At 74.1% G+C, this 23,481-nt stretch carries 5 protein-coding genes; 2 read left to right on the top strand and 3 right to left on the bottom strand.

Annotated features, from left to right (window positions below; genetic code table 11):
* The first annotated feature begins 259 nt into the window (after window positions 1-259).
* Together J2N69_RS01040 and desII are read left to right on the top strand one after the other, a co-directional pair.
* Complete coding sequence (locus tag J2N69_RS01040; RefSeq protein WP_230898983.1) at window positions 260-1,465, top strand: aminotransferase class I/II-fold pyridoxal phosphate-dependent enzyme; 1,206 nt, start codon at window positions 260-262, stop codon at window positions 1,463-1,465.
* Window positions 1,462-2,919 (top strand): dTDP-4-amino-4,6-dideoxy-D-glucose ammonia-lyase, encoded by a 1,458-nt coding sequence (gene desII / locus J2N69_RS01045; protein WP_230898984.1) that lies wholly within the window; start codon window positions 1,462-1,464, stop codon window positions 2,917-2,919. The genes J2N69_RS01040 and desII overlap by 4 nt, the downstream gene beginning before the upstream one ends.
* Before the next feature lie 13 nt (window positions 2,920-2,932).
* On the opposite strand, the gene J2N69_RS01050 is transcribed toward desII, so the two are convergent.
* The 3 genes from J2N69_RS01050 to J2N69_RS01060 are packed head-to-tail and all read right to left on the bottom strand — an operon-like array spanning window position 2,933 to window position 23,378.
* Complete coding sequence (locus J2N69_RS01050; RefSeq protein ID WP_230898985.1) at window positions 2,933-3,886, bottom strand: TIGR03621 family F420-dependent LLM class oxidoreductase; 954 nt, start codon at window positions 3,884-3,886, stop codon at window positions 2,933-2,935.
* Window positions 3,883-5,127 (bottom strand): crotonyl-CoA carboxylase/reductase, encoded by a 1,245-nt coding sequence (gene ccrA / locus J2N69_RS01055; protein ID WP_230898986.1) that lies wholly within the window; start codon window positions 5,125-5,127, stop codon window positions 3,883-3,885. The genes J2N69_RS01050 and ccrA overlap by 4 nt, the downstream gene beginning before the upstream one ends.
* The gene (locus tag J2N69_RS01060) at window positions 5,127-23,378 is read right to left on the bottom strand and encodes a non-ribosomal peptide synthase/polyketide synthase (protein WP_230898987.1); all 18,252 of its coding nucleotides are present in this window, start codon (window positions 23,376-23,378) and stop codon (window positions 5,127-5,129) included. Before J2N69_RS01060 ends, ccrA begins: the two co-directional genes overlap by 1 nt.
* Window positions 23,379-23,481: the final 103 nt, after the last annotated feature.

Here is a 23,481-nt window from a genome sequence, read left to right on the forward strand (position 1 = left end):
GTCCTGATATCGCGAGAGTCATGGAACGCGAGGGTCGTGGAACGTGATGGTCATGGAATTCGAATGGTGCCCGACTCGGGTGTGTTCCGGCTGTACCCGGCCTGTACGCGGAACTGCCGTCGAAATCCATCGACATTTCTGCCAACATGACGCTCCGGTACGGGAGTTGCCGCCCCGTGGGCTCTGCCGCCCCTCCCATTCCGCGATCAGTGCGACCGCGGCCGCGTGGAATGGAAAGGCGAATATACAGGGGAGCGTTGTGAAACTGACCACCGGCGATCTCGCGATATTCGGCGGCGTGCACGCCTTTCTGCGGCCCTTGTACGTCGGCTCCCCCAACGCGGTCGACCGTGACCGTCTGTTCGACCGGATCAGCTGGGCGCTGGACAACCAGTGGCTGTCCAACAGCGGTCCGCTGGCCGTGGAGTTCGAGGCCAGGACCGCCGAACTCGCCGGTGCGCGCAACTCCGTAGCCACCTGCAACGCGACGGTCGCGCTCCAGATGCTCTGCCATGCCTTGGAGCTGACCGGCGAGGTGATCATGCCCTCGCTGACGTTCGCCGCGACCGCGCACGCCGCGCGCTGGGTCGGGCTCGACCCGGTGTTCGTGGACGTCGACCCGCTGAGCGGTCAACTGGACCCCGCGCTCGTGGCCGAGGCGGTCGGCCCGCTCACCTCGGCGATCCTCGGCGTGCACCTGTGGGGCCGGACCTGCCGGGCCCCGGAGCTGGAGAAGGTCGCATCCGACCACGGCCTTCCGCTGTTCTTCGACGCGGCGCACGCCATCGGGTGCACGCTCGACGGGCAGCCGGTCGCCTCTTTCGGCGTCGCGTCGGTCTTCTCGTTCCATCCGACCAAGGTGGTCGCCGGGTTCGAGGGCGGCGCGATCGTGACCGACGACGACGCCCTGGCCGGGCGGTTGCGCAGTCTGCGCAACTTCGGGCTGGGGCCGGGGGCCGGAAGCCCGGCGGGCGGCACCAACGGCAAGATGAGCGAGGCCGCCGCGGCCATGGCGCTGACGTCGCTCGACGGGTTCGAGCGGGCGGTGGCCCACAACCGGTCGAACTTCGACTCCTACGCCGCGGGCCTGGACCGCGTCCCCGGCGTGCGGCTGCTCCCGCACGACCCGTCGGAGTCACGCAACTACCAGTACGTGATCGTCGAGATCGACGAGTCCGTGGCGGGGATCGACCGGGACCTCGTCCTGAGGATTCTGCAGAGCGAGAACGTCATGGCGAAGCCGTACTTCTCCCCCGCCTGCCATGAACTGGAGCCCTACCGGTCCGGCCGCACCTTCCGGCTCCCGCACACCGAACGGTTCGCCGGGCGCGTACTGGCCCTGCCCACCGGCACCGCCGTGTCGCGCGAGAGCATCCGCAGGATCTGCGACGTGCTGCGGCTGGTCGTCTCCCGCAGCGATGAAGTGACCTCCCGTTGGCAGCAGATGAAGGGACGACCCGCATGACGTCGGCACTCGATCCGCGTACCGGGGCGGTGGCGCTCTGCGCGTCCCCCGGTCACGACCCGGAAGCGGCGGCGGCCGCCGTGCGGCACCTGCTGACGGAGCGCCGCCTGTGCCCGGCGGACGAGGCGGACGGCGCCGCCGGACATCTCGTCGCCCTGGCGCGGCACTACGGCAACCGGCCGTTCACGCCGCTGGACGCGGTGCGGCGGGAACGGGGGCTTGACACCGACCGGTTCCGGCGGCTCCTCGACCTCTTCGAACGGCTTCCCGAACTGCGGGAGGCGGTGATCGCGGGCCCGTCGGGCCAGTACTGGTCGAACACCGTGCTGCCGCTGGAGCGGCGCTCGGTGTTCGACGCCGTCCTGGAGGGCGCCCCCGTCCACCCGCACATCGTGGGCCTGTACCCGGGGCCGAGCTGCATGTTCCGGTGCCACTTCTGCGTACGGGTGACGGGGGCCCGCTATCCGGTCTCCGCGCTGGCCGACGGCAACGCGGCGCTGGCCTCGGTCATCGACGAACTGCCCGCCGGTTCCGCCGAGTCGCTGTACGTCTCCGGTGGCCTGGAGCCGCTCACCAACCCCGGGCTCGGCGACCTGGTGCGGCGGGCGGCGGGGCGCGGCTTCCCCATGACGCTGTACACCAACTCCTTCGCCCTCACCGAACAGACCCTGGAGCGCCAGCCGGGACTGTGGGACCTCGGCGCCGTCCGCACCTCGCTGTACGGGGTGTCCGACGAGGAGTACGAGGCCACCACCGGCAAGCGGCGGGCCTTCGGCCGTGTGCGGGCGAACCTGCTGCGCTTCCAGCGGCTGCGGGCCGTGCGCGAGGCTCCGGTGCGGCTCGGGCTGAACCACATCATCCTGCCGGGCCGGGCCCGGCGGCTGCTCGACGTGCTCGACTTCGTCGCCGAGCTGGACGCCGCCGCGCCGGGCAGGCCGGTGGATTTCCTGAACCTGCGCGAGGACTACAGCGCCCGGCCGGACGGGGCGCTCTCGGCGGCCGAGCGCACGGAACTCCAGGACATCCTGCTCGCCTTCGAGGAGAAGGCCCGGCGCCTGACCCCCGCCCTGCGGATCGACTACGGCTACGCGCTGCACGCCCTGAAGTCGGGCACCGAGGCGGAGCTGGTGCGCATCCGGCCGGAGACGATGCGGCCCCGCGCGCACCCGCAGATCGCCGTCCAGGTCGACGTGCTGGGCGATGTGTACCTGTACCGCGAGGCGGGGTTCCCCGGCCTCGAGGGCGCCGACCGCTACATCGCCGGACGGGTGGGGCCGGGCCGTTCCCTGTCCGACGTGGTCGGGGAGTTCGTCACGGCCGGAAGGTCGGTGGCGCCGCGGGCCGGTGACGAGTACTTCATGGACGGCTTCGACCAGGTGGTCACGGCGCGGCTGAACCAGCTGGAGGCGGACATCGCCGCCGGCTGGGCGGCGCACCGCGGGCTGCTGCGCTGACGGCGAGCGGGGCTCAGGTGCCGGTCATGCGCCGCACGACCGGCACGAACTCCTTCCACCGCGCGGCGGGCAGCACCCAGTAACTGATCCCGAACCGCTCGCGGCGCTCCCGCAGCCGTGCGCAGATCTCGTCGGCGGTGCCCGCGAGGACCACGGGCGAGTCGAGCACCTCGCCGGGCGGCAGGCCGAAGCGGGGGGCGAGCCGGCGTGTGGCGTACTCCTCGGCGTCGGTGACGACCGCCGCGTCGATCAGCAGGCACTGCAGCTCCGGGGCGCGGGCGCGGCCGGCCTCGGCCGCGAACTCCCGGACCCAGCGCACCCGTTCGTCGAACCGCTCGGCGCGGGCATTGTCGCCGAGCGGCGTGTCGCGGCGGCCGGAGGAGAGCCGCGCGGTCAGCGAGACGATGTCCGCGTGTGCCACGGCGGTGCGCAGCATCCGGGGGCCGCCGCCGCCCATGACCCAGGTGGCCGGGCCCGGCCGGGGCGCGCCGATGGCGTCCACGGCCGAGCAGTGGCGGCCCTCGTAGGAGATCGCCCCCTTCTCCCACAGCTCCTTGAGGATGTGCGCGGTCTCCGCCAGGCGTTCGATGCGGATGCCGGGCGGGGCCATGGGGAGGCCGGCGCGTGCGAAGTCGGGGGGGTACCAGCCCGCGCCGAGGCCGATCTCCAGGCGGCCCGGTGCCGCTTGGTCGAGCGTGGCCAGGTCCTTGAAGAGCACGGCGGGGCGCCTCAGGTCGGCGGCGAGCATCAGGGTGCCGAGGGCGATGCGTGAGGTCCAGCCGGCCGCGAGGGCCAGCGAGACCACCGGCGACCAGCGTTCGTCCAGGTGGTCGGGGACGAGCAGGGAGGCGTAGCCCGCCTCCTCGGCGCCCACCGCCAGCGTGCGCAGGGCGTCGATGCCGGAGAGCGCCCCCGCGTACACGCCGAACCGGAACGGGTGCCGTCCGGCCGGTGGGCCGCCGGTCACGGCATGCCCGTCAGGCCGGGGCCCGGGGCGTTCACGAGGACCGCGGTGTTGCCCGCCGCGTGCCGGTTCTCGTACACCTGCTGGTGGGCGCTGCCGATCTCCTCGAAGGGGACGGTCTCGCTCAGGCAGGGATCGACGCGTCCGGCCGCCACCAGGTCGATGATCGCCCTGGTCTCGCGCACGTTGGCCGCGTGCGAGCCCTGGAGCCGCTTCTGGAACATCCACAGGAAGCGCAGGTCGATGTGGCCGAGGTAGCCGCTGGTGCCCGCGCAGGTCACCACCATGCCGGCGTTGTCGCAGACGTACACCGACGTGGCGAGCGTGTCCCTGCCCGGGTGTTCGAGGACGATGCGCGGTGAGCGGCGCTCGCCGAGGACTTCCCAGAACCGCCGGCCGAAGGAGCGCGCGCCGTCCAGCCACGCGCCGTACGCCGCCGTGTCGTCGGGGTCGGGCAGGCCGCCCCAGTGGGTGAACTCGCGCCGGTTGACCACGCCGTGGGCGCCGAGCCGCATGCAGTGGTCGCGCTTGGCGTCGTCGGAGACGACGGCGACGGGTATCCCGCCGAAGTGGTTGACGATCTGGATGGCCATCGAGCCGAGGCCGCCTGAGCCGCCCCAGATCAGCACCGGGTCCCCGGGCCGCACATGGTGCGGGTGCCAGCCGGTCAGCATGCGGTACGAAGTGGAGCCGCCGCCGAGGAAGCAGCCGGCCTCTTCCCACGTCAGCCGCGGCGGCTTCGGGTGGCACTGGTACTCGTCGACGACGGTGAACTGGGCGAAGGAGCCGTGGTTGAGTTCGTAGCCCCAGGCGCGCTGCGAGCGGGAGGCGGTGGGGTCGGTGCCCAGCCGGATGTCGGGCGCGGACTCGTCCCAGCGGACGCCTCCCACGATCACCTCGTCGCCGACTCCGTACTGGGTGACGCCCTCGCCGACCGCCCACACCACGCCGGCCCCTTCGGAGCCCGCGATGTGGAAGTCGTGCGGGTCGCCCTGTTTGCGGCGGGCCGCGATGACGTCGGCGGGCGCGCCGAGCGCGGCCCACACGCCGTTGTAGTTGACCCCGGCCGCCATCACCAGGAGCAGGATCTGCCCCCGGCCGACCGGCGGCACCTCGGTCTGTTCGATGCGGATGGCGTCGGCGGGCGCGCCGTAGCGCTCCTGGCGGATCATGGCCGCGTGCATGTACCGCGGTACCTCGCCCAGTGGCGGTATCTCGCCGATCCCGTAGATGTCCTGGCCCATCAGCGGTCCGTTCCCCTCTCGGTGCGACGCAGCCGCGTGGTGACGATCCGCCCGATCTCGGCGAGCGGCTCCGGATTCATCATGTGTTCGTGGGTGCAGCGCACCGGGTGGGCGTGCACCCGCCCTGCGACGTACGGCTGCCAGCGCTCGGCACGGCCGCGGGCGTCGGTGCCGTCGGGCAGGGCCGCGAAGAGCAGCGCGTCCCCGCGGAACACCCTTGGCACGAAGGCGTGGCGCAGGTCCACGTGGTCCTCGAAGGCCTGGAGGACCGTGTCGAGCCGGTCGGCGAGCAGTTCCATGAGCGGGTCGCCGAGGGCGCGCAGCGCCTCGGCCGCCTCCTCGCGGGTGATGGCTTCGCCGCCGGGTGCGGAGGGCGCCGCGTGCGTCACCTCCAGCAGGGCGCGCAGCAGTTCGCCGCCGTCACCGGCCTGCTGGGGCGGCGCGGTGCCGGCTTCGGCCGGGTAGGCGTCCAGCAGGGCGAGGGTGGCGACCTCGTCGCCGTCGTCCTGGAGCCGGGCGGCCACGGCGTGGGCGACGAGGCCGCCGAAGGACCAGCCGATCAGGTGGTAGGGGCCGGTGGGCCGTACCTTCCTGATCTGCTCGGTGAAGTCCGCGGCGATCTCCTCGATGTCGGCCGGCCGGTGGCCCGGCGTGCTGTAGGCGCGGGCCTGGAGTCCGTAGACCGGGTGTTCGGGGGGCAGGTGCCGCAGCAGGCCCGCGTACCGCCAGCTCAGTCCGCCGCCCGCGTGGAAGCAGAAGACGGGGGCCGCGTCCCCGGTGGTGCGCAGCGGGAGCAGGACCTCCAGGCCGCCGTTCTCGTCGGGGCCGGTGTCCGGCTCCAGCCGACGTGCCAGCGCCGCGACGGTGGGCGCGGTGAACAGCGCCTGCACGCTCAGCCCGGAGCCCAGGGTGGCGCGGATGCGGGTGACGAGCGCGGCGGCGGTCAGGGAGTTGCCGCCCAGCATGAAGAAGTCGTCGTCGAGGCCGACTTCGGGCACGCCGAGCGCGTCGGCGAACAGGCCGCACAGCACCTCTTCCTGCGGGGTGCGCGGCGGGCGGGTGCGCTCGGCCCGGTGGTCGGGGGCGGGCAGCGCCGCCCGGTCCAGCTTGGTGTTGTCGGTCAGCGGCAGCCGGTCCAGGACGACGAACGCGGACGGCACCATGAACTGCGGCAGCAGACCGGCCAGCCGCTCCCGCAGAGCGGCCGGGTCGGGGTCCGGTGAGCCGGTGTCCGGCACGACGTACGCGACCAGGCGCTTGTCGCCGGGGCGGTCCTCCCGGACGAGCGCGACGGCCTGGCCGATGCCGGGGTGGCCGGTGAGGGCGACCTCCACCTCGCGCAGCTCCACCCGGAACCCGCGCAGTTTGACCTGTTCGTCGGCGCGTCCGGCGAACTCCATGAGGCCGTCCGCGCGCCACCGGACGAGGTCGCCGGTGCGGTACATGCGGGTGCCGGGCGGGCCGTAGAGGTCGGCGACGAAGCGTTCGGCGGTCATGGCCGGGTTGTTCTCGTACCCCCGCGACACCCCGGAGCCCGCCAGGTACAGCTCGCCGACGACGCCCACCGGCACGGGTTCGAGGCCCGGGCTGAGGACGTGGGCGCGGGTGCCGTCCAGGGGGCGCCCGATGGGGACGCTCTCCGGCACGGGGTCGCCCGCGCGCATCGAGTGGCGGGTGGAGAACACGGTGGTCTCGGTCGGCCCGTACCCGGCGGTGACCACTGTGTCGGGGCAGGCGCGCAGTGCCCTGCGCACCGCGTCCGCGGGGACCACGTCGCCGCCGGTGCGGACCTCGTTCAGGCCCGCGAAGCACTCCGGGTGTTCCTCGGCGAGCAGCCGGAACAGGCCACCGGAGGCCCACAGTCCGGTGATGCGCTCCTGGACGACGAGGTCGGCGAGGGCGTCGAGGTCGAGTTTGCCGGGCGGGGCGACGACGATCTCGCCGTGGTCGAGCAGCGGCACCCACCACTCCAGGGTGGAGGCGTCCCAGGCGTGCGGGGAGTGGAAGAGCACCGTCGGGCGGCGGTCGAGCCCCCACCAGCGGTCCGCCGCGAGTTCCACGACGTTCTGGTGGGTGACGGCGACGCCCTTGGGGGTGCCGGTGGACCCGGAGGTGTAGATGACGTAGGCCAGTTGGCCGGGTGCCACCTCGATGGGCGGTGCGGTGGTGTCCTGGCCGGGCAGCCGGGGGTCGGTGTCGACCGCGACGACCCGTACGTGCGCCTCGGGTCCTGCGGTCCAGGCGGGCGTGAGGTCCTCGTGGGTGAGCAGGACGGGCGCGGCGGTCTCGGCGACGAGCAGTTCCTGGCGCCGCTCCGGGGTGTCGGGTTCCAGCGGTACGTACACGCCTCCGGCCTTCAGGACGGCGAGGACGGCGACGACGAGGTCGACACCCCGGTCGAGGAGCACCGCCACGCGGGTCTCGCGGCCCACCCCCAGCTCGCCGAGGAGCCGCGCGAGCCGGTTGGCGCGCTCGTCCAGTTCCCGGTAGCCGAGCTTCTGGTCGCCATGGCGGATGGCGGTGTCCTGCGGTCCCTGGGCCACGGCGTCGGCGAACCGGCCGTGGATCGTGGCGGGCCGGGCGGCCGCCGGGGTGAGGGCCTCGCCGTGCCAGCCGCCCAGGAGCTGTCGCCGTTCGGCCGGGCCGAGGACGTCGATCCGGCCGACGGGCCGCGCCGGGTCGCCGACGACCTGTTCCAGGACGCGTACGAGGCGGTCGAGCAGTTCCTCGGCGCGTGCGCGGGCGATGAGTTCGGGACGGTACTCCAGGCGCAGCCGCAGTCCGCCCGGTGTCATGTTGGCGATCAGGGCGAGCGGATAGTGCGCGGCCGCGCGGCCTTCCCTTGCCTTGGCCCTCAGCCCGGTCTCCTTCGACTCGCGGGAGGCGGGGGCGGGGAAGTTCTCGTAGACCACAAGGGCGTCGAAGAGTTCGCCGACGCCGGCCAGCTGCTGGATGCGGGCGAGCCCGAGCTGGTGGTGGTCGCCGAGCGCGCTCTGCTCGTGCTGGATGCGGGCCGTCAGCTCCTGCCAGGTCTCGTCGAGGCGCAGGCGGACGCGGACCGGGATGGTGTTGATGAACAGGCCGAGCATGGACTCGATGCCGGGTATCTGCGGCGGCCGGCCGGAGACCGTGGTCCCGAAGACCACGTCGTCGCGGCCGAGGAGCCGGCCTGCCAGCACCGCCCACGCGCCTTGCAGGAAGGTGTTGACGGTGGTCGCGGAGGTCGCCGCCTGCTCCTGGAGCGCCGTGGTGAGCGCGGCGGGCAGGTCACGGGCCACGTTGCGGGGCATCTCGGTCGGCGGGCCGGGCTCGGCGCCCGCGAGGAGCGTGGGCTCGCCGACACCGGCCAGGGCCTCGCGCCAGGCCGCCTCGGTCGCCGCGCGGTCCTGGCGGGAGAGCCAGTCGAGGTAGCGGCGGTAGGGGACGACCGCGGGCAGCGCGTGCCGGTCGCCGTGCCGGTAGAGCGCGAACAGGTCGCGCATGAACAGCGGCACGGACCAGCCGTCGAGCAGGATGTGGTGCTTGAGGATCAGCAGCCGGTGCTGTTCCTCGCCGAGCCTGATCAGCGTGAACCGGATCAGTGGTGGCCGGCCGAGGTCGAACCGCTCGGCGCGTGCGTCGTCGGTCAGCCGGGTCAGCTCGGCCTGCCGGGCGGTCTCGTCGAGCCCGGACAGGTCCACCCGCGTCCAGGGCAGCTCGGCCCGGCGGGGGATGATCTGGACGCTGTCACCCGCGCCGCGGTGGCGGAACCCGGCGCGCAGGTTGGGGTGCCGGTCCAGGAGGCCCTGTCCGGCGGCCCGCAGCGCCGTGGCGTCCAGCGGGCCCGTCAGGTCGAGGGTGGTCTGCATGGTGTAGACGTCGGGGCCGGTGCCCGCGAACAGGGCGTGGAAGAACAGTCCTTCCTGGAGCGGTGAGAGGGGCAGGACGTCCTCGACGCCGTCGGGTTCGGCCTCCCAGGCGTCGATCTCCTCCTGAGTGACGGTGACGAGCGGCAGGTCGGCGGGGACGAGGCCGCCGCCGGACCGCCCGGCCGCGTCGGCCAGGGCGTGCAGCGCCCGCAGCCAGGTGTCGAGCAGGTCCTTCGTCTCCTCGGCGCGGAACAGGGCGGCGGGCCAGGCGCAGCTCACGCTGAGCCGCGGCCCGTCGGCCGACTCCCTTACAGCGGCCGTCAGTTCGAGGGCGTGGGCGAACGGCAGGTCGCCGTCGGACGGGTCGACGCCGGCGGTGAGGTCCGTGCTGACCGACCATTCCGTGGGGGCCGCGTGCTCACCGTCGAGGGCGGTGCCGTTCATCCGGCCCAGGTAGTTGAAGCCGATCTGCGGGGTGCCGAGCGGGGCGAGGGCACCGGCCGTGTCCGGGTTGAGGTAGCGCAGCAGACCGAATCCCAGGCCGTTGTCGGGGAGTTCCCGCAGGCGGCTCTTGACCCGCTTGAGGGCGTCGAGCACCGCGGACTCCCCCGTCGGCGCCTGGTCCGGGTCCGGCTCGCCGGGGTCGAGCCGCAGCGGGAACACGCTGGTGAACCAGCCGACGGTGCGGGAGAGGTCGATCTCCTCGGCGATCTCCTCCCGGCCGTGGCCCTCCACGTCCAGCAGGACCGTGCGGTCGGCGTGGTCGGTGCTCCAGCCGTGCCGCTCCCGCCACTCGGCGACGGCGTGCGCGAGCCCGGTGAGCAGGATGTCGTTCATGCGGACCTGGAACGCCTCCGGTACGGAGGTGAGCAGCGTGCCGGTGAGGTCCGCGGGGAGGGTGGCGCTGACGAACTCGGCCGTGCCGCGGGTGTCCCGGGCGGGCCTCGGCACTCCCGTGCCGATGCGGGGGTCGTCGCCGTCGAGCATGTCGGCCCACAGGTCCAGTTCGGCGGCACGCTCCGGGTCCTGGGCCTCGGCCAGGAGGAGTTGGGACCAGCGCCGCAGCGAGGTGCCGACCGGGGCGAGCCCCGGTTCGCCGCCGGTCGCGGCCGCCCGGTATGCCTGGGCGAGGTCGGGCACCAGGATGCGCCAGGACACGCCGTCGACGACCAGGTGGTGGGCGACCAGCAGCAGTCTGCCCGGGCGTTCGGGTCCCGCGTCGAACCACACCACCTGGACCATCGCCCCGGCCTCCGGGTCGAGGCGGTCCCGTGCGGCCTCGCCCTCCCGGGCGAGGAGGGCGGCCAGCTCCGGGGAGGTGTCCAGGTGGGCGGTGATGTCGACCCGCCGCACGTGCTCGCGTGCCGGGACGGCGCCGCGCGGGGCGATCTTCAGGCCCCAGGTGACCTTGGTGGCGCCGCCGACCAGGGTGGCCCGCAGCGCGTCGTGGTGGTCGAGCAGACTCTGCACGGCGGTGACGAGTGCCTCGGCTCCCAGGGCGGGCACGGTCAGCAGGACCGACTGGTTGAGGTGCTTGACCGGGCCGCGCCGCTGGGCGAGCCAGCGCATGACGGGCGTGGCAGGCACCGCGCCGACGCCGTCGTCGCGGTGCCCGTCGTCCTGTGGCGCGGACTCGCGTACGGCGGCGGCGAGTTCGGCCACGGTCTGGTGCCGGAAGAGGTCCCTGGGGGTGAGGGCCAGCCCGGCGGCGCGGGCCCGGCTGGCGACCTGGAGCGCGGTGATGCTGTCGCCGCCCAGGGCGAAGAAGTTCTCGTCGACACCGACCCGGGGCACCGCGAGCACGTCCGAGACCACCTGGCAGAGGAGTTCCTCGCGGGGGTCGCCGGGGCGGCGTCCGGTGCCGGCCGTGACCGGTCGGACCGCGGGCAGGGCCGCGTGGTCCACTTTGCCGTTCACGGTCAGGGGGATGCGGTCGAGCACGACCACCGCGCCCGGCACCATGTGCGCGGGCAGGAGGTCGGCGACCCGGGCACGGATCTGCTCGGGGTCGACGTCCGCTTCGGTGCCCGGCGCCGCCGGGGTCACATAGCCGACCAGTTGCCGGCGGCCGGGCCGGTCCTCCCGTACGACGGCGACGGCCCGGCCCACGCCGGGGCAGGACGCCAACGCGCTCTGCACTTCCCCCGGTTCGATCCTGAAGCCACGGATCTTCACCTGGTCGTCCGCGCGGCCGGCGAACTCCAGTTGGCCGTCGGCCCGTCGGCGCGCCAGGTCGCCCGTGCGGTACATGCGGCTTCCGGCGGGGCCGTAGGGGTCCGCCACGAAGCGTTCCGCGGTGAGCGCCGTGCGTCCCAGGTAGCCGCGGGCGACGCCGAGACCGGAGACGTACATCTCGCCGGGTACGCCGACCGGGACGGGCCGCAGCCGGTCGTCGAGGACGTACACGCGGGCGTTCGGCAGGGGTCCGCCGATGGGCGGTACGCCCGGCACGGCGGGCAGTGGTCCGGCCATGGTGCAGGAGACGGTGGTCTCGGTGGGGCCGTACGCGTTGAACATCCGGCGTCCGGTGGCCCACTTGGGCACCAGGGAGGCCTGGGCCGCCTCGCCCGCGATGACCAGGTTCTCCACGGCGGGCAGGCTGCCGTCCGGGAGCTGGGCGAGGACCGCGGGCGGCAGGGTCGCGTGCGTCACCCCCAACTCCGCCATGAGGGAAGGCAGTTGGTCCGCCTGATCGAGCAAGTCGGCGGGGCCGAGCACGAGACAGGCCCCGGCGCTCAGCGGTGTGCAGATCTCGGAGACGGCCGCGTCGAAGCTGAGCGAGGCGAACTGCAGCGCCCGGCTGCCGGGGCCCATGCCGTACGCCCCGATCCTGGCCAGCACGATGTTCGGGATGGAGCGGTGTTCGACGACCACGCCCTTGGGCCGGCCGGTGGAGCCGGACGTGTAGATCACGTAGGCGGGGGTGCGCGGGGTGAGCGGGGCCCGCCGGTCGGCGTCGGTGAGGTCGGCGGGCGAGCGGCGCGACAGTTCCTCGGCGGTGGCCGGGTCGTCGAGGACGATCCGGTCGACGGCGGACGGCAGGCGGTCCGCGTTCGCGCGGGTGGTCACGGCGAGGACCGGACGCGCGTCGCCGAGCAGGTAACGGACCCGGTCGGCGGGGTACGCGCTGTCCACCGGCAGGTACGCGGCGCCGGACTTCAGCACGGCCAGGACGGCGACGATCATCTCCACGGAGCGCGGCACCATCAGGGCGACGACGCTCTCGGGTGCCGCGCCCCGCTCGACCAGGAGGCGGGCCAGCCGGTTGGCGCGGGCGTCGAGTTCCGCGTACGACACGGATTTCCCGCCGCGGGTGACGGCGGGGGCGTCCGGAGTGCGCGCCGCCTGCTCCTCGAACAGATGCGGCAGGAGCAGTGGGGGCAGCGGGCGTTCGGTGTCGTTCCAGCCGTGGAGCAGCCGGTCCCGCTCGGCCTCGCCAAGGATGTCCGCCGCGCCGATGGGCCGGCCGGGGTCGGTGACCACGGCTCGCAGCAGCCGGACGAAGCGTTCCGCGATCGCCGCGACCGTGGGCCGGTCGAAGAGGTCGCAGGCGTAGGCGATCGATCCGGCCAGCCCCGCCGCCTCTCCGTCGGCCGCCCGCTGTCGCTGCACCAGGCGCACGGAGAGGTCGAACTTGGCCCGGCCGGTGGACGCGGGCGGCGGCTCCACGGCGGAGGGGGCGGGAGCGTCGTCGTTCGCTGAAGCGGTGCCGCCGAGCCCGTCCGGTCCGGTCTCGGGGCGGGTGAAGTCGTCCAGGACGAGCATGACCTGGAAGAGGGGGTGCCGGGCGAGGGAGCGCGCCGGGTTGATCTCTTCCACGAGCCGGTCGAAGGGGACGTCCTGGTGGGCGTAGGCGGCGAGGTCCGACTTCCGCACGCGGTCGAGGAGTTGGGCGAAGGCGGGGTCGCCCGAGGTGTCGGTGCGCAGCACCAGCGTGTTCACGAAGAAGCCCACGAGGTCGTCGAGGGACGCGTCGCCGCGCCCGGACACGGCGGCGCCGATGGGCAGATCCGTTCCCGCGCCGAGGCGGGTCAGCAGCGCGCCGAGCGCGGCGTGCAGCACCATGAACGGGGTGGCGCCGTGCGCACGGGCCAGGTCCAGGAGCCGCTTGTGCAGTTCCGGGTCCACCTCGAAGGGGACGACGCCGCCCTCGTGTCCGGCCTCCGCGGGGCGGGGGCGGTCGACGGGCAACGGCAGCTCCTCGGGGAGGTCGGCCAGGTGCTGTCGCCAGTGGGCGAGTTGGCGGTTGAGTTCGCTGTCCGGGTCGTCTTCGTCGCCGAGCATGTCGCGCTGCCAGAGGGTGTAGTCGGCGTACTGGACCGGCAGCGGCTGCCACCGCGGGGGCTCGCCCGCCCGGCGTGCCGCGTAGGCCGCCGACAGGTCGCGGACCAGCGGCCGCACCGAACCGGCGTCCCCCGCGATGTGGTGCAGGACCAGGACCAGGAGATGCTCCTCCGGTCCGAGGGCGAGCAGTCCGGCCCGCAGCGGAGGTTCGGCCGTGAGGTCGAAGGGCTCGGCGCGGACGGCGTCGACCGTGCGCTCGGCCTCCTCGGGCCGGACCTCCAGGACGCCGAGGCGCGGGCGCGCGGTGTCGGGGTCCAGGATCACCTGGTGCGGCACACCGTCCGTTTCGGGATGGATCGTGCGCAGGCTCTCGTGGCGTGTCACCACGTCGGCGAGCGCCGCCTCCAGGGCGTCCCGGTCCACGGCGCCGTGCAGCCTGGTCGCCAGGGAGAGGTGGTAGAGGGGGCCCGTGTCGGCCAGCTTGCCGAGGGCCCACAGGCGTCGTTGGGCGTACGACAGGGGAATCACCGCCGGACGCTCCCGGACCCCCACACCCACACGCCCACCGACCACTCCCGACTCCACCCACCGGGCAAGGCCCGCCACCGACGGCGCCTCGAACACCGCCCGCACCGGCACCTCCACCCCGAACACACTCCGCACCCGCGACACCAACCGCGTCGCCAACAACGAATGACCCCCCAGAACAAAGAAATCATCCTCAGGCCCCACCACACCCACACCCAACACCTCACCGAACAACCCGCACAACACCTCCTCCACCACCGACCGCGGACCACGCCCCACACCCACACCCACACCTGACATCACCGGAACCGGCAACGCCGACCGATCCACCTTCCCGTTCGGCGTCAACGGCAACTCCTCCAACCCCACCACCACCGACGGCACCGCATACCCCGGCAACACACCCGCCACCACACCCCGCACCACCAACGGATCCACCCCACCCGACACAAACCCCACCAACCGACCCCCACCATCCGGACCCACCACCACCGACGCCACCGCACCCGACACCCCCTCAACACCCCGCAACGCCGCCTCCACCTCACCCAACTCCACCCGGAAACCACGCACCTTCACCTGACCATCCACCCGACCCACGAACTCCAGACCACCCACCGTCCACCGCACCAGATCCCCCGTCCGATACAACCGCCCCCCACCCCCACCAAACGGATCAGCCACAAACCGACCCGCCGTCACACCCGCACACCCCACATACCCACGCCCCACACCCACACCACCCACATACAACTCACCCACCACACCAAACGGCACCACACCCAACCCACCATCCAGCACATACACCCGCGTATTCCACAACGGACCACCCACCACCACGGGTTCACCGGACACCACGGGAGCGGAGGTGGACCAGACGGTGGTCTCCGTCGGGCCGTACATGTTCCGTACGGACAGCGCCCTGTCCGAGAGGCGGGCGGCGAGGGTGTCGTCCAGGGCCTCGCCGCCGACCAGCACGCGCAGTCCGTCGGCGGCGTCCGGGGCGGCGTCGAGCAGCGTCCGCCACAGGCTCGGGGTCGCCTGCATCACCGTGACACCGGCGGTGCGCAGCAGCCCGGCCAGTTCCGAGGGGTCGCGGACGGCGTCGCGTCCGGCGATCAGTACGGTCGCTCCCGAGAGCAGCGGCAGGAAGACCTCCAGCAGACTGATGTCGAAGCCGAAGGTGGTCACGGCCAGCCAGCGGTCGCGCGGGGCCAGCGGCACCAACGCGCCCATTGACGCCAGGAAGTTGTTCAGGGCGGCGTGCGGGATCACGACGCCCTTGGGGCGGCCGGTGGAACCCGAGGTGTAGAGGATGTACGCGGCGCTCTGCGGGAGGGCCGGGGCCGTGGCCGTCCAGTCGGGGCGCGGCCGGGCGTCCTCGATCAGGACCGTGGGGACGGCCGGATCGGCGGGCAGTTCCGCGGCCGTCTCGCGCGTCGCGAGCACCAGTATGGGAGCGGCGTCCTGGAGCACGAAACGCACCCGCTCCGCGGGGAAGTCGACGTCCACCGGCAGGAACGCGGCACCGGTCCTGGCGACCGCGAGCATCGCCACGACCGCGTCGACGGTCCGCGGCACGGCGAGTGCCACCACCGCCTCGGGGCCCGCGCCCCGCTCGGCGAGCATGCACGCCACGCCGTTCACCCGCTCCGTCAACTCCGCGTACGTGAGCGTGATCTGTCCGTCCGTCACCGACTCGGCGTGCGGGGTTCGCCGGGCCTGCGCCTCGACGAGCCGATGCACCGGTGTCCGCGGCACCGGGTGGGCGGTGTCGTTGCGGGTCACCAGCAGCTCGTGCCGCTCGGCCGGGTCGAGGACGTCGAGGGCGCCGAGCCGGATGCCCGGGTCGTCCGTCACCGCGACGAGCACCCGCTCCAGGCGTCGGAGCAGCGACTCGACCGTCGAGGCGTCGAAGAGCTCGGCGGAGTACTCGGCGACGCCGTCGAGTCCGGCGGGCGCGCCCTGCGCGTCGCGGCGTTCGCCCAGGGCCAGGGAGAGGTCGAAGCGCGCCCACAGGGTTTCGTTCGCCACCGCCTCGACCGTGAGGTCCGGGAGCGCCAGCTCGGCGCCGGCGCCGCTCTGCACGGTCAGGGCCACCTGGAAGAGCGGGTGCCGCGCGAGTGAGCGCGCCGGGTTCAGCTCCTCCACCAGCCGCTCGAACGGCAGTTCCTGGTGGTCGTACGCGGCGAGGTCGGTGTCCCTGACCCGGGCGAGCAGTTCGCGGAAGGTGGGGTCGCCCGAGGTGTCGGTGCGCAGCACCAGGGTGTTGAGGAAGAAGCCGATCAGGTCGTCCAGGGCCTCGTCGGACCGTCCGGTGATGGGGGTGCCGATCGGGATGTCGTCGCCGGCGCCGGTCTTGCCGAGCACGGTCGCGAACGCCGCCTGGACGACCATGAACAGGCTGGTGCCGGTGGCGCGGGCCAGGTCGAGGAGCCGCCGGTGCAGGGCGGCGTCGCAGGAGAAGGGGGCGCGGGCTCCGCGTTGGGGGCCGGTGGCGGGGCGCGGCCGGTCGGTGGGCAGTGCCAGTTCCTCGGGCAGGTCCGCCAGCGCCTCCTTCCAGTGGGCGAGCTGGCGTGTCAGCTCGCTGTCCGGGTCGCTCTCGTCGCCGAGGACCGCGTGCTGCCAGAGCGTGAAGTCGGCGTACTGGACCGGCAGCGGCTCCCACCGCGGGGCGCCGCCCTCGCGGCGCGCGGCGTAGGCGGTGGCCAGGTCCGCGCCGAGCGGGCGCATCGACATCGCGTCGCCCGCGATGTGGTGCAGGACGAGGACGAGCACGTGGTCGCGCTCGCCCAGCGCGAGGAGGGTCGCGCGCAGCGGCGGGCGGACCGTCAGGTCGAAGCCTTCCCGGGCGGCCTCGGCGACGGCTTCGCCGAGGCCGGCCTCGGTCACCGTCGTGGTGCGCAGCAGTGTGCCCGCGAGGGACGCGGGGTCGAGGATGCGCTGGCCGGGTTCGCCGTCCCGCTCGGGGAAGACGGTGCGCAGGCTCTCGTGGCGGGTCACCACGTCGGTCAGCGCGGCCTCCAGGGCGGCACGGTCCAGCGGGCCGCGCAGCCGCAGCGTGATCGGCAGGTTGTACAGGGGGCTGTCGGGGTCGAGGCGGTTGATGAACCACTGGCGGCGCTGGGCGTAGGACAGCGGGAGCGGGTCGGGGCGGTCGGCGGGGGCGAGCGCCGGGCGGGGGCCCGGGCCGGAGCCGCGGACCACCTCGGCGAGGCCCGCCGGGGTGGGCGTCTCGAAGAGGGTGCGGATGGTCAGCTGGACGGAGAAGACCCGGCGGATCTGGCTCAGGAGCCGGATCGCGAGGAGCGAGTGGCCGCCGAGCGCGAAGAAACCGTCGTCCGGGCCGACGTCATCGGTGCCGAGGACGTCGGCGAAGAGGCCGCGAAGGATGTCCTCGTGCGGGGTGCGCTGCCCCGGGGTCCGCTCCCCCGTGCCGTGGCGCGGCGCGGGCAGGGCGGCGCGGTCCAGCTTGCGGTGGGCGGTGAGCGGCAGCTCGGCGAGGACCATGACCGCGGCGGGGACCATGTACTCCGGCAGCTGCGCGGCGGCGAAGCGGCGCAGGACAGCCGGGTCCGGCGCCTCCTGCCGTCCCGCGCCGGTGGCGTCGGCGGGGACGCAGTACGCCACCAGGCGCTTGTCCCCGGGGCGGTCCTCGCGCACCGTCGCCACGGCCCGGCCGACCGTGGGGTGCGCGGCGAGCACGGCCTCGATCTCGCCGAGTTCGACGCGGAACCCGCGGATCTTGACCTGGCCGTCGGCCCGGCCGACGAACTCCAGGTTGCCGTCGGCGCGCCAGCGCGCCAGGTCCCCGGTCCGGTACATGCGCTCGCCGGGGCCGTCGGGGCCGGTGAAGGGGTTGGCGACGAACCGCTCGGCGGTCAGCGCCGGCCGGCCCAGATAGCCGCGCGCGAGCTGCGGTCCGGCGAGGTAGAGCTGTCCCACGGTACCCACGGGCGCGGGTTGGAGCGCGTCGTCGAGGACCAGGACCCGGCAGGTGCCCCGCGGCCTGCCGATGGGGACGTTCCCGTCCGGCAGGGCGTCGCCGGGCGCCACCCGGAACTCGGTGCAGTTGACGGTGGCCTCGGTGGGGCCGTAGGCGTTGACGACGGTGGCCCGCGGGTGGCGGCGGCGCCACTCCGCGAGGTCACGGCCGGTCAGTGCCTCGCCTCCGACGACCAGTTCCGCAGAGGGGGAGAAGCCGTCGTGGAGGGCGGTCAGCAGCGGAAGATGGCTCGGTGTGACCTTCATGAAGGAGGTGAAGCCCGGCTCGGGTGTCACCTCGGGTCCGGGGCCCGAGGCGCCGAAGAGATCGACGACGCGTACGCGGCCGCCGCGGACCAGGGGCGTGTACAGCGCCGTGACCGTGAGGTCGAAGGAGACGGGTGAGTGCACCGCCGCCACCCCGCGTGTGCCGGGGTGCCGGGCGGCGGCCCAGCCGACGTACTCGCGCAGCGAGCGGTGTTCGATCACCACGCCCTTGGGGCGGCCGGTGGTTCCGGAGGTGTAGATGACGTAGGCGGGGTGGCGCTCGGTGAGCGGCGCCGTCCGGTCGGCGTCGTCCGGGTCGTCCGCCGGTCGGGTGGCGAGCGCGGCGCGGGTCGCGGGCGCGTCCAGCCGGATCGCGGTGTCCGGCAGCGGCACGGTGACGCCGTCGGCGGTGACCACCTGGACGGGCGTGGCGTCGCCCAGCATGGCGGCGACGCGTTCGGCGGGCAGGTCCGGTTCCACGGGGAGGTACCCGGCGCCGGACTTCAGGACCGCGAGCAGGGTGACGACCAGGTCGGCGCTGCGGGGCAGTGCGACGGCCACCAGCCGTTCGGGGCCCGCGCCCCGGTCGATGAGCAGTCGGGCCAGCCGGTTGGCGCGGGCGTTCAGTTCGGCGTACGAGAGTGTGGTGTCGCCGTCCGTGAGCGCGGGCGCGTCCGGTGTCCGGCGCACCTGTCGCTCGAAGCGGGCGGGGAGCAGGGCGGCCGGGTCCGCGTCCTGCGGGCCGCCGTCCCCGGTGCCCCATTCGGTGAGGAGCCGGGTGCGCTCGTCCGGGTCGAGCAGGTCGAGGCCGCTGAGGGGGCGGCCGGGCCGGGCCACGGCGGCGCGCAGCAGCCGCCGCAGGCGTTCCATGAGGGCTTCCACCGTGGCGTGGTCGAACAGGTCCGCGTTGTACTGCGCGATGCCCTCGATGCCTTCTGGGCTGCCGTCGGCGCCGCGCCGTTCCCGCAGGTTGAACAGGAGGTCGAGCTTGACGGCGGCGCCCGGCAGCGGCTCGGCGGCCACCTCCAGGCCGGGCAGGGCCAGGTGCGCGTCGGGGGCGTTGTCGAGGGTGAGCGACACCTGGAAGAGCGGGTTGCGGCCGGGCACGCGGTCGGGGTTGAGCACCTCCACGAGCCGCTCGAAGGGCAGGTCCTGGTGCGCGTAGGCCGCCAGGTCGACGGCGCGCACCCGGTCCATCAGCTCCCGGAAGCTCGGGTCGCCGCTGGTGTCGGTGCGCAGGACGAGGGTGTTCAGGAAGAGCCCGATGAGGTCCTCGGTCGCCTCGTCCGTGCGCCCGGCGATTGGGGTGCCGATCGGGATGTCGTCCCCCGCGCCCAGCCGGCACAGGAGTGCGGCCAGACCGGCCTGGAGCGTCATGAAGACGGTCGCGCCGCGGGCGCGGGCGAGCGCGGCCAGGCGGCCGTGCAGCTCCGCGTCGAGCGTGAAGCGCACGGTGCGGCCGGGTGTGCCCTCAGCGGCGCGCCGGGGCCGGTCGAAGGGCAGGTCCAGGCTGTCCGGGAGGTCCCGCAGGGTCTCGGTCCAGTGGGCGAGCTGGCGGCTGACGCGGCTGTCCCGGTCGTCCTCGGTGCCCAGGTGGCGGTGTTGCCAGAGCGTGTAGTCGGCGTACTGGACGGGCAGGGGGCGCCACGCGGGGGCACGCCCCTGGCAGCGCGCGGCGTAGGCCGTCCCGAGGTCCCTGGCGAGCGGCGCCGCCGACCAGCCGTCGCTGACGATGTGGTGGGTGACGAGGACCAGGACGTGCTCGTGCGGCGCGAGGGCGAGGAGCCGGGCGCGCAGCGGGAGTTCGGCGGCCAGGTCGAAGCCGCGGCCGACGCACTCGGCCATCTCCCGGGAGAGCCCGGCCTCGTCCGTCTCGACCACGTCGAGGGCGGGGACGGCGTCCGCGGGGTCGAGGATCACCTGGTGCGGTTCGCCGCCGGTCTCCTGGAAGAGGGTCCGCAGCGTCTCGTGCCGGGCCACGACGTCGGCGAGCGCGGCGCGCAGCGCGTCCGGGTCCAGCGTCCCGCGCAGGCGGACGGCCACGGGGATGTTGTACGCGGAGGCCTGGCCGCCGAGCCGGTCGAGGAACCACATGCGGCGCTGGGCGGACGACAGCGGCACCACCTCGGGCCGGGCCACCGGCACCACGGGGTCGGCCGTTCGTTCGTCGGCGTGCGCGAGCCGCTGTGCGAGCGCGGCCACCGTGGGCGCCTCGAAGAGCGCGCGGACCGGCAGTTCGGCGCCGAGCGTGGCCCGGACCCGGCTCACCAGACGGGTCGCGGACAGCGAGTGCCCGCCCAGGTCGAAGAAGCCCTCGTCGACGCCGACCCGGGCGACGCCGAGGACCTCGGCGAACAGGCCGCACAGCGCCTCCTCCCGCGGGTCGCGCGGGGCGCGGGCGTCGCGGCTGCCGGTCAGCTCCGGCGCCGGCAGGGCCGTGCGGTCGACCTTGCCCGTGGCGAGCTGCGGCAGGGCGTCCAGGGGCATGACGGCGGCCGGGACCATGGGGGCGGGCAGCGCCGCGGCGGCGGCCCGGCGCAGCGCGTCGGGGTCGAGCACGGCTCCGGGGCGCGGTACGGCGTAGGCGACCAGCCGCCGGTCGCCGGGGGCGATTTCGTGGGCCACGACCGCGACCTGGGCGAGGTCGCCGAGGCCGCGCAGGGTCTCTTCGACCTCGCCGAGTTCGACGCGGAAGCCGCGGATCTTGACCTGGTCGTCGGTGCGGCCGAGGTACTCCACGACGCCGTCGGCCCGCTGGCGCACCAGGTCCCCGGTGCGGTACATGCGCTCACCCGGGCCGTCGGGGCCGGTGAAGGGGTTCGCGACGAACCGTCCCGCGGTCTGCGCCGCGCGGCCGAGGTAGCCGCGGGCCAGTCCGGCGCCCGCGATGTACAGCTCGCCCCGGGTGCCCGGCGGCACCGGCTGGAGCCCGCCGTCGAGGAGGTACACCCGGGTGTTGTCGATGGGGCGTCCGATGACGGGCCGGTCGTCGTCCTGGAGGGAGGCGACGAGGGAGTCGACGGTCGTCTCGGTGGGCCCGTAGAAGTTCCCGCCCAGGACGCCCGCGGCCCGCAGGTCGTGCCAGAGTGTCTCGCCGACCTGTTCGCCGCCGACCATGACGCCTCGCAGGCCCGATTTCAGGAGCCCCTGGGAGAGCAGGAGTTGGGCGTAGGTGGGGGTGACGTCGACGATGTCGGCCCGGTGGTCGGCGACGTACCGGCAGAGCGCCTGGGCGTCGCGCCGTACGTCCTCGGGGACCAGGTGCAGTTCGTGTCCGGCGATCATCCACAGCAGGGGCGGCCAGAGCGCGTCGGAGGAGAGGCCTGCGGTGTGCGCGACCCGCAGCCGTTCCCGTCCGGCGCCGGCCGCGGTGGGCGCGAAGACGTGCCGCTGGTGGCTGAGGAAGAGGTTGGTGAGGGCGGCGCGGGGCACGACGACGCCCTTGGGGGTGCCGGTCGAGCCCGAGGTGTAGTGCACGTAGGCGGCGTGGCCGGGGTGCACGGGGCGGACGAGGTGGGCGGGTCCGGGGTCCGTGGCGGCGCACCGGCCGAGGGCGGCGGCGGTGTCCGGGTCGTCGAGGAGGGTGACGGGGATGGCGGTGGCGGGCAGGTGGCGCAGCGGCCCGGACTCGGTGAGGAGCAGGGCGGGGCGGGCGTCGGCGAGGAGTGCAGCGACACGGTCCGCCGGGTCGTCGAGGTCGAGCGGCAGGTACGCGGCACCGGTCTTGAGCACGGCGAGCAGGGCGGCGACGGAGCGCGGGGAGCGGGGCAGGGCCAGGGCCACGATGTCCTCGGCGCCGATGCCGAGGCCCGTCAGGTACCGGGCGAGCCGGTTGGCGCGGGCGTTGAGGCCGGCGTAGTCGGTGCTCTCGCCGTCGTGCACGACGGCCGGGGCCGTGGGGGTCCGCGCGACCTGCCGCTGGAAGAGCTCCACGAGCCCGTCGCCGGGCAGGGGGCACGCGGTGTCGTTGAAGTCGTCCACCAGGACCCGGTGTTCGTCGGCGCTGAGCACGCCGACCCGGCCGGTGGGCAGGTCGGGGGTGTGTGCGAGGGCTTCGAGCAGCAGCCGCAGGCGCTCCATGAGGGCCTCGGCGGCGGCGCGCGGGCAGGCGTCGGGGCGGTGCTCCAGGCGCAGTTCCAGGCGTTCGCCGGAGAGCGCGGCGATCAGGCCGAGGGTGTAGTGGGTGGCGTCGTGCCCGTCGGCTGAGGTCAGCCGCACGCCGGCGACGGAGCGCTCCAGCGCCTCCCGTTCGACCAGGAAGTTCTCGGTCACCACGGTGGTGTCGAAGAGGTCGCCGTGGCCCGCCGTCCGCTGGATGTCGCCGAGGCCGATGTGCTGATGGTCCATGAGCAGCGCTTGTTCGCGCTGTACGCGGGTGAGGAGGCCCGCGAAGGTCTCGGCGGGCCGCAGCCGTATCCGGACGGGCACGGTGTTGATGAACAGGCCCACCATGCTCTGTACGCCGTCGATCTCCGGAGGCCGGATGGAGACCGTGGCGCCGAACACCACGTCGTCCCGCCCGGTCAGCCGGCCGAGGAGCAGCGCCCAGGCGGCCTGGACCACGGTGTTGAGGGTCACCCCGTGCTCGGCCGCCCGGCGCTGGAGGGCCGCACCGAGCCGGTCCGGCAGCTCCGCGGTGAGCTGCTCGGGCGGGACCGGGGGCGCCGCCTCGCGCCGGGGGGCCAGCAGCGTCGGCGCCTGGAGCCCGTCCAGGGCCTCGCTCCAGACGCGCAGCCCCCTTTCGGTGTCCTGCCCTGCCAGCCAGCGCAGGAAGGTGCGGTAGGGGGTGACGGCGGGCAGCCGCGCGGTGTCGCCCCGGTGTTCGTACAGCGCCATCAGATCGCGCAGCAGCAGTGGGCCCGACCAGCCGTCCATGAGGATGTGGTGGTTGGTGAAGATCAGGCTGTGCAGCTCCGGTGCCTCCCTGACCAGCAGGAAGCGGATGAGTGGCGGCCGGTCGAGGTCGAAGCGGGTCGTGCGCTCTTCCTCGCGCAGGGCGTCGAGTGCGGCCGCGCGCCGGCCGGGGGCGAGGCCGGTGAGGTCGGTGCGGCGCCAGTGGGGTTCGGTGCCCCGGCGCAGGTACTGGACCGCCTTGCCCGAGCCGGTCACCCGGAAGCCGGCCCCGAGGTTGGGGTGACGGCGCAGCAGCGCGCGGGCCGCGTCGTGCAGCCGTTCGGCGTCCAGGGGTCCGGCGAGGCCCACGGCGAGCTGGACGGTGTACACGTCCGGCCGCCGGTCGTCGTACAGGGCGTGGAAGAGCAGACCCTCCTGGAGGGCGGTCAGCGGCAGTACGTCGTCGAGTGCGGGCCGGGCGTCGCCGGAACGTGTCTCGCGGGTCACTTGTCGTCCTCCAGGCAGTGTCGCACTCGGCGGTACGTCGTGGTCGGGCGCACGGGCGCGGGTCCGGCCCCCGCCCGCCCGCGGTGGGCGGGCCAGGGGCCGT

Origin of the sequence: Streptomyces huasconensis, assembly GCF_021028635.1 — a bacterium.
GTDB classification, from domain to species: domain Bacteria; phylum Actinomycetota; class Actinomycetes; order Streptomycetales; family Streptomycetaceae; genus Streptomyces; species Streptomyces huasconensis.

Coding starts and splice junctions, on each gene's coding strand:
- desII (WP_230898984.1), top strand. CDS start 1,462: ATGACGTCGGCACTCGATCCGCGTACCGGGGCGGTGGCGCTCTGCGCG.
- ccrA (WP_230898986.1), bottom strand. CDS start 5,127: ATGGGCCAGGACATCTACGGGATCGGCGAGATACCGCCACTGGGCGAG.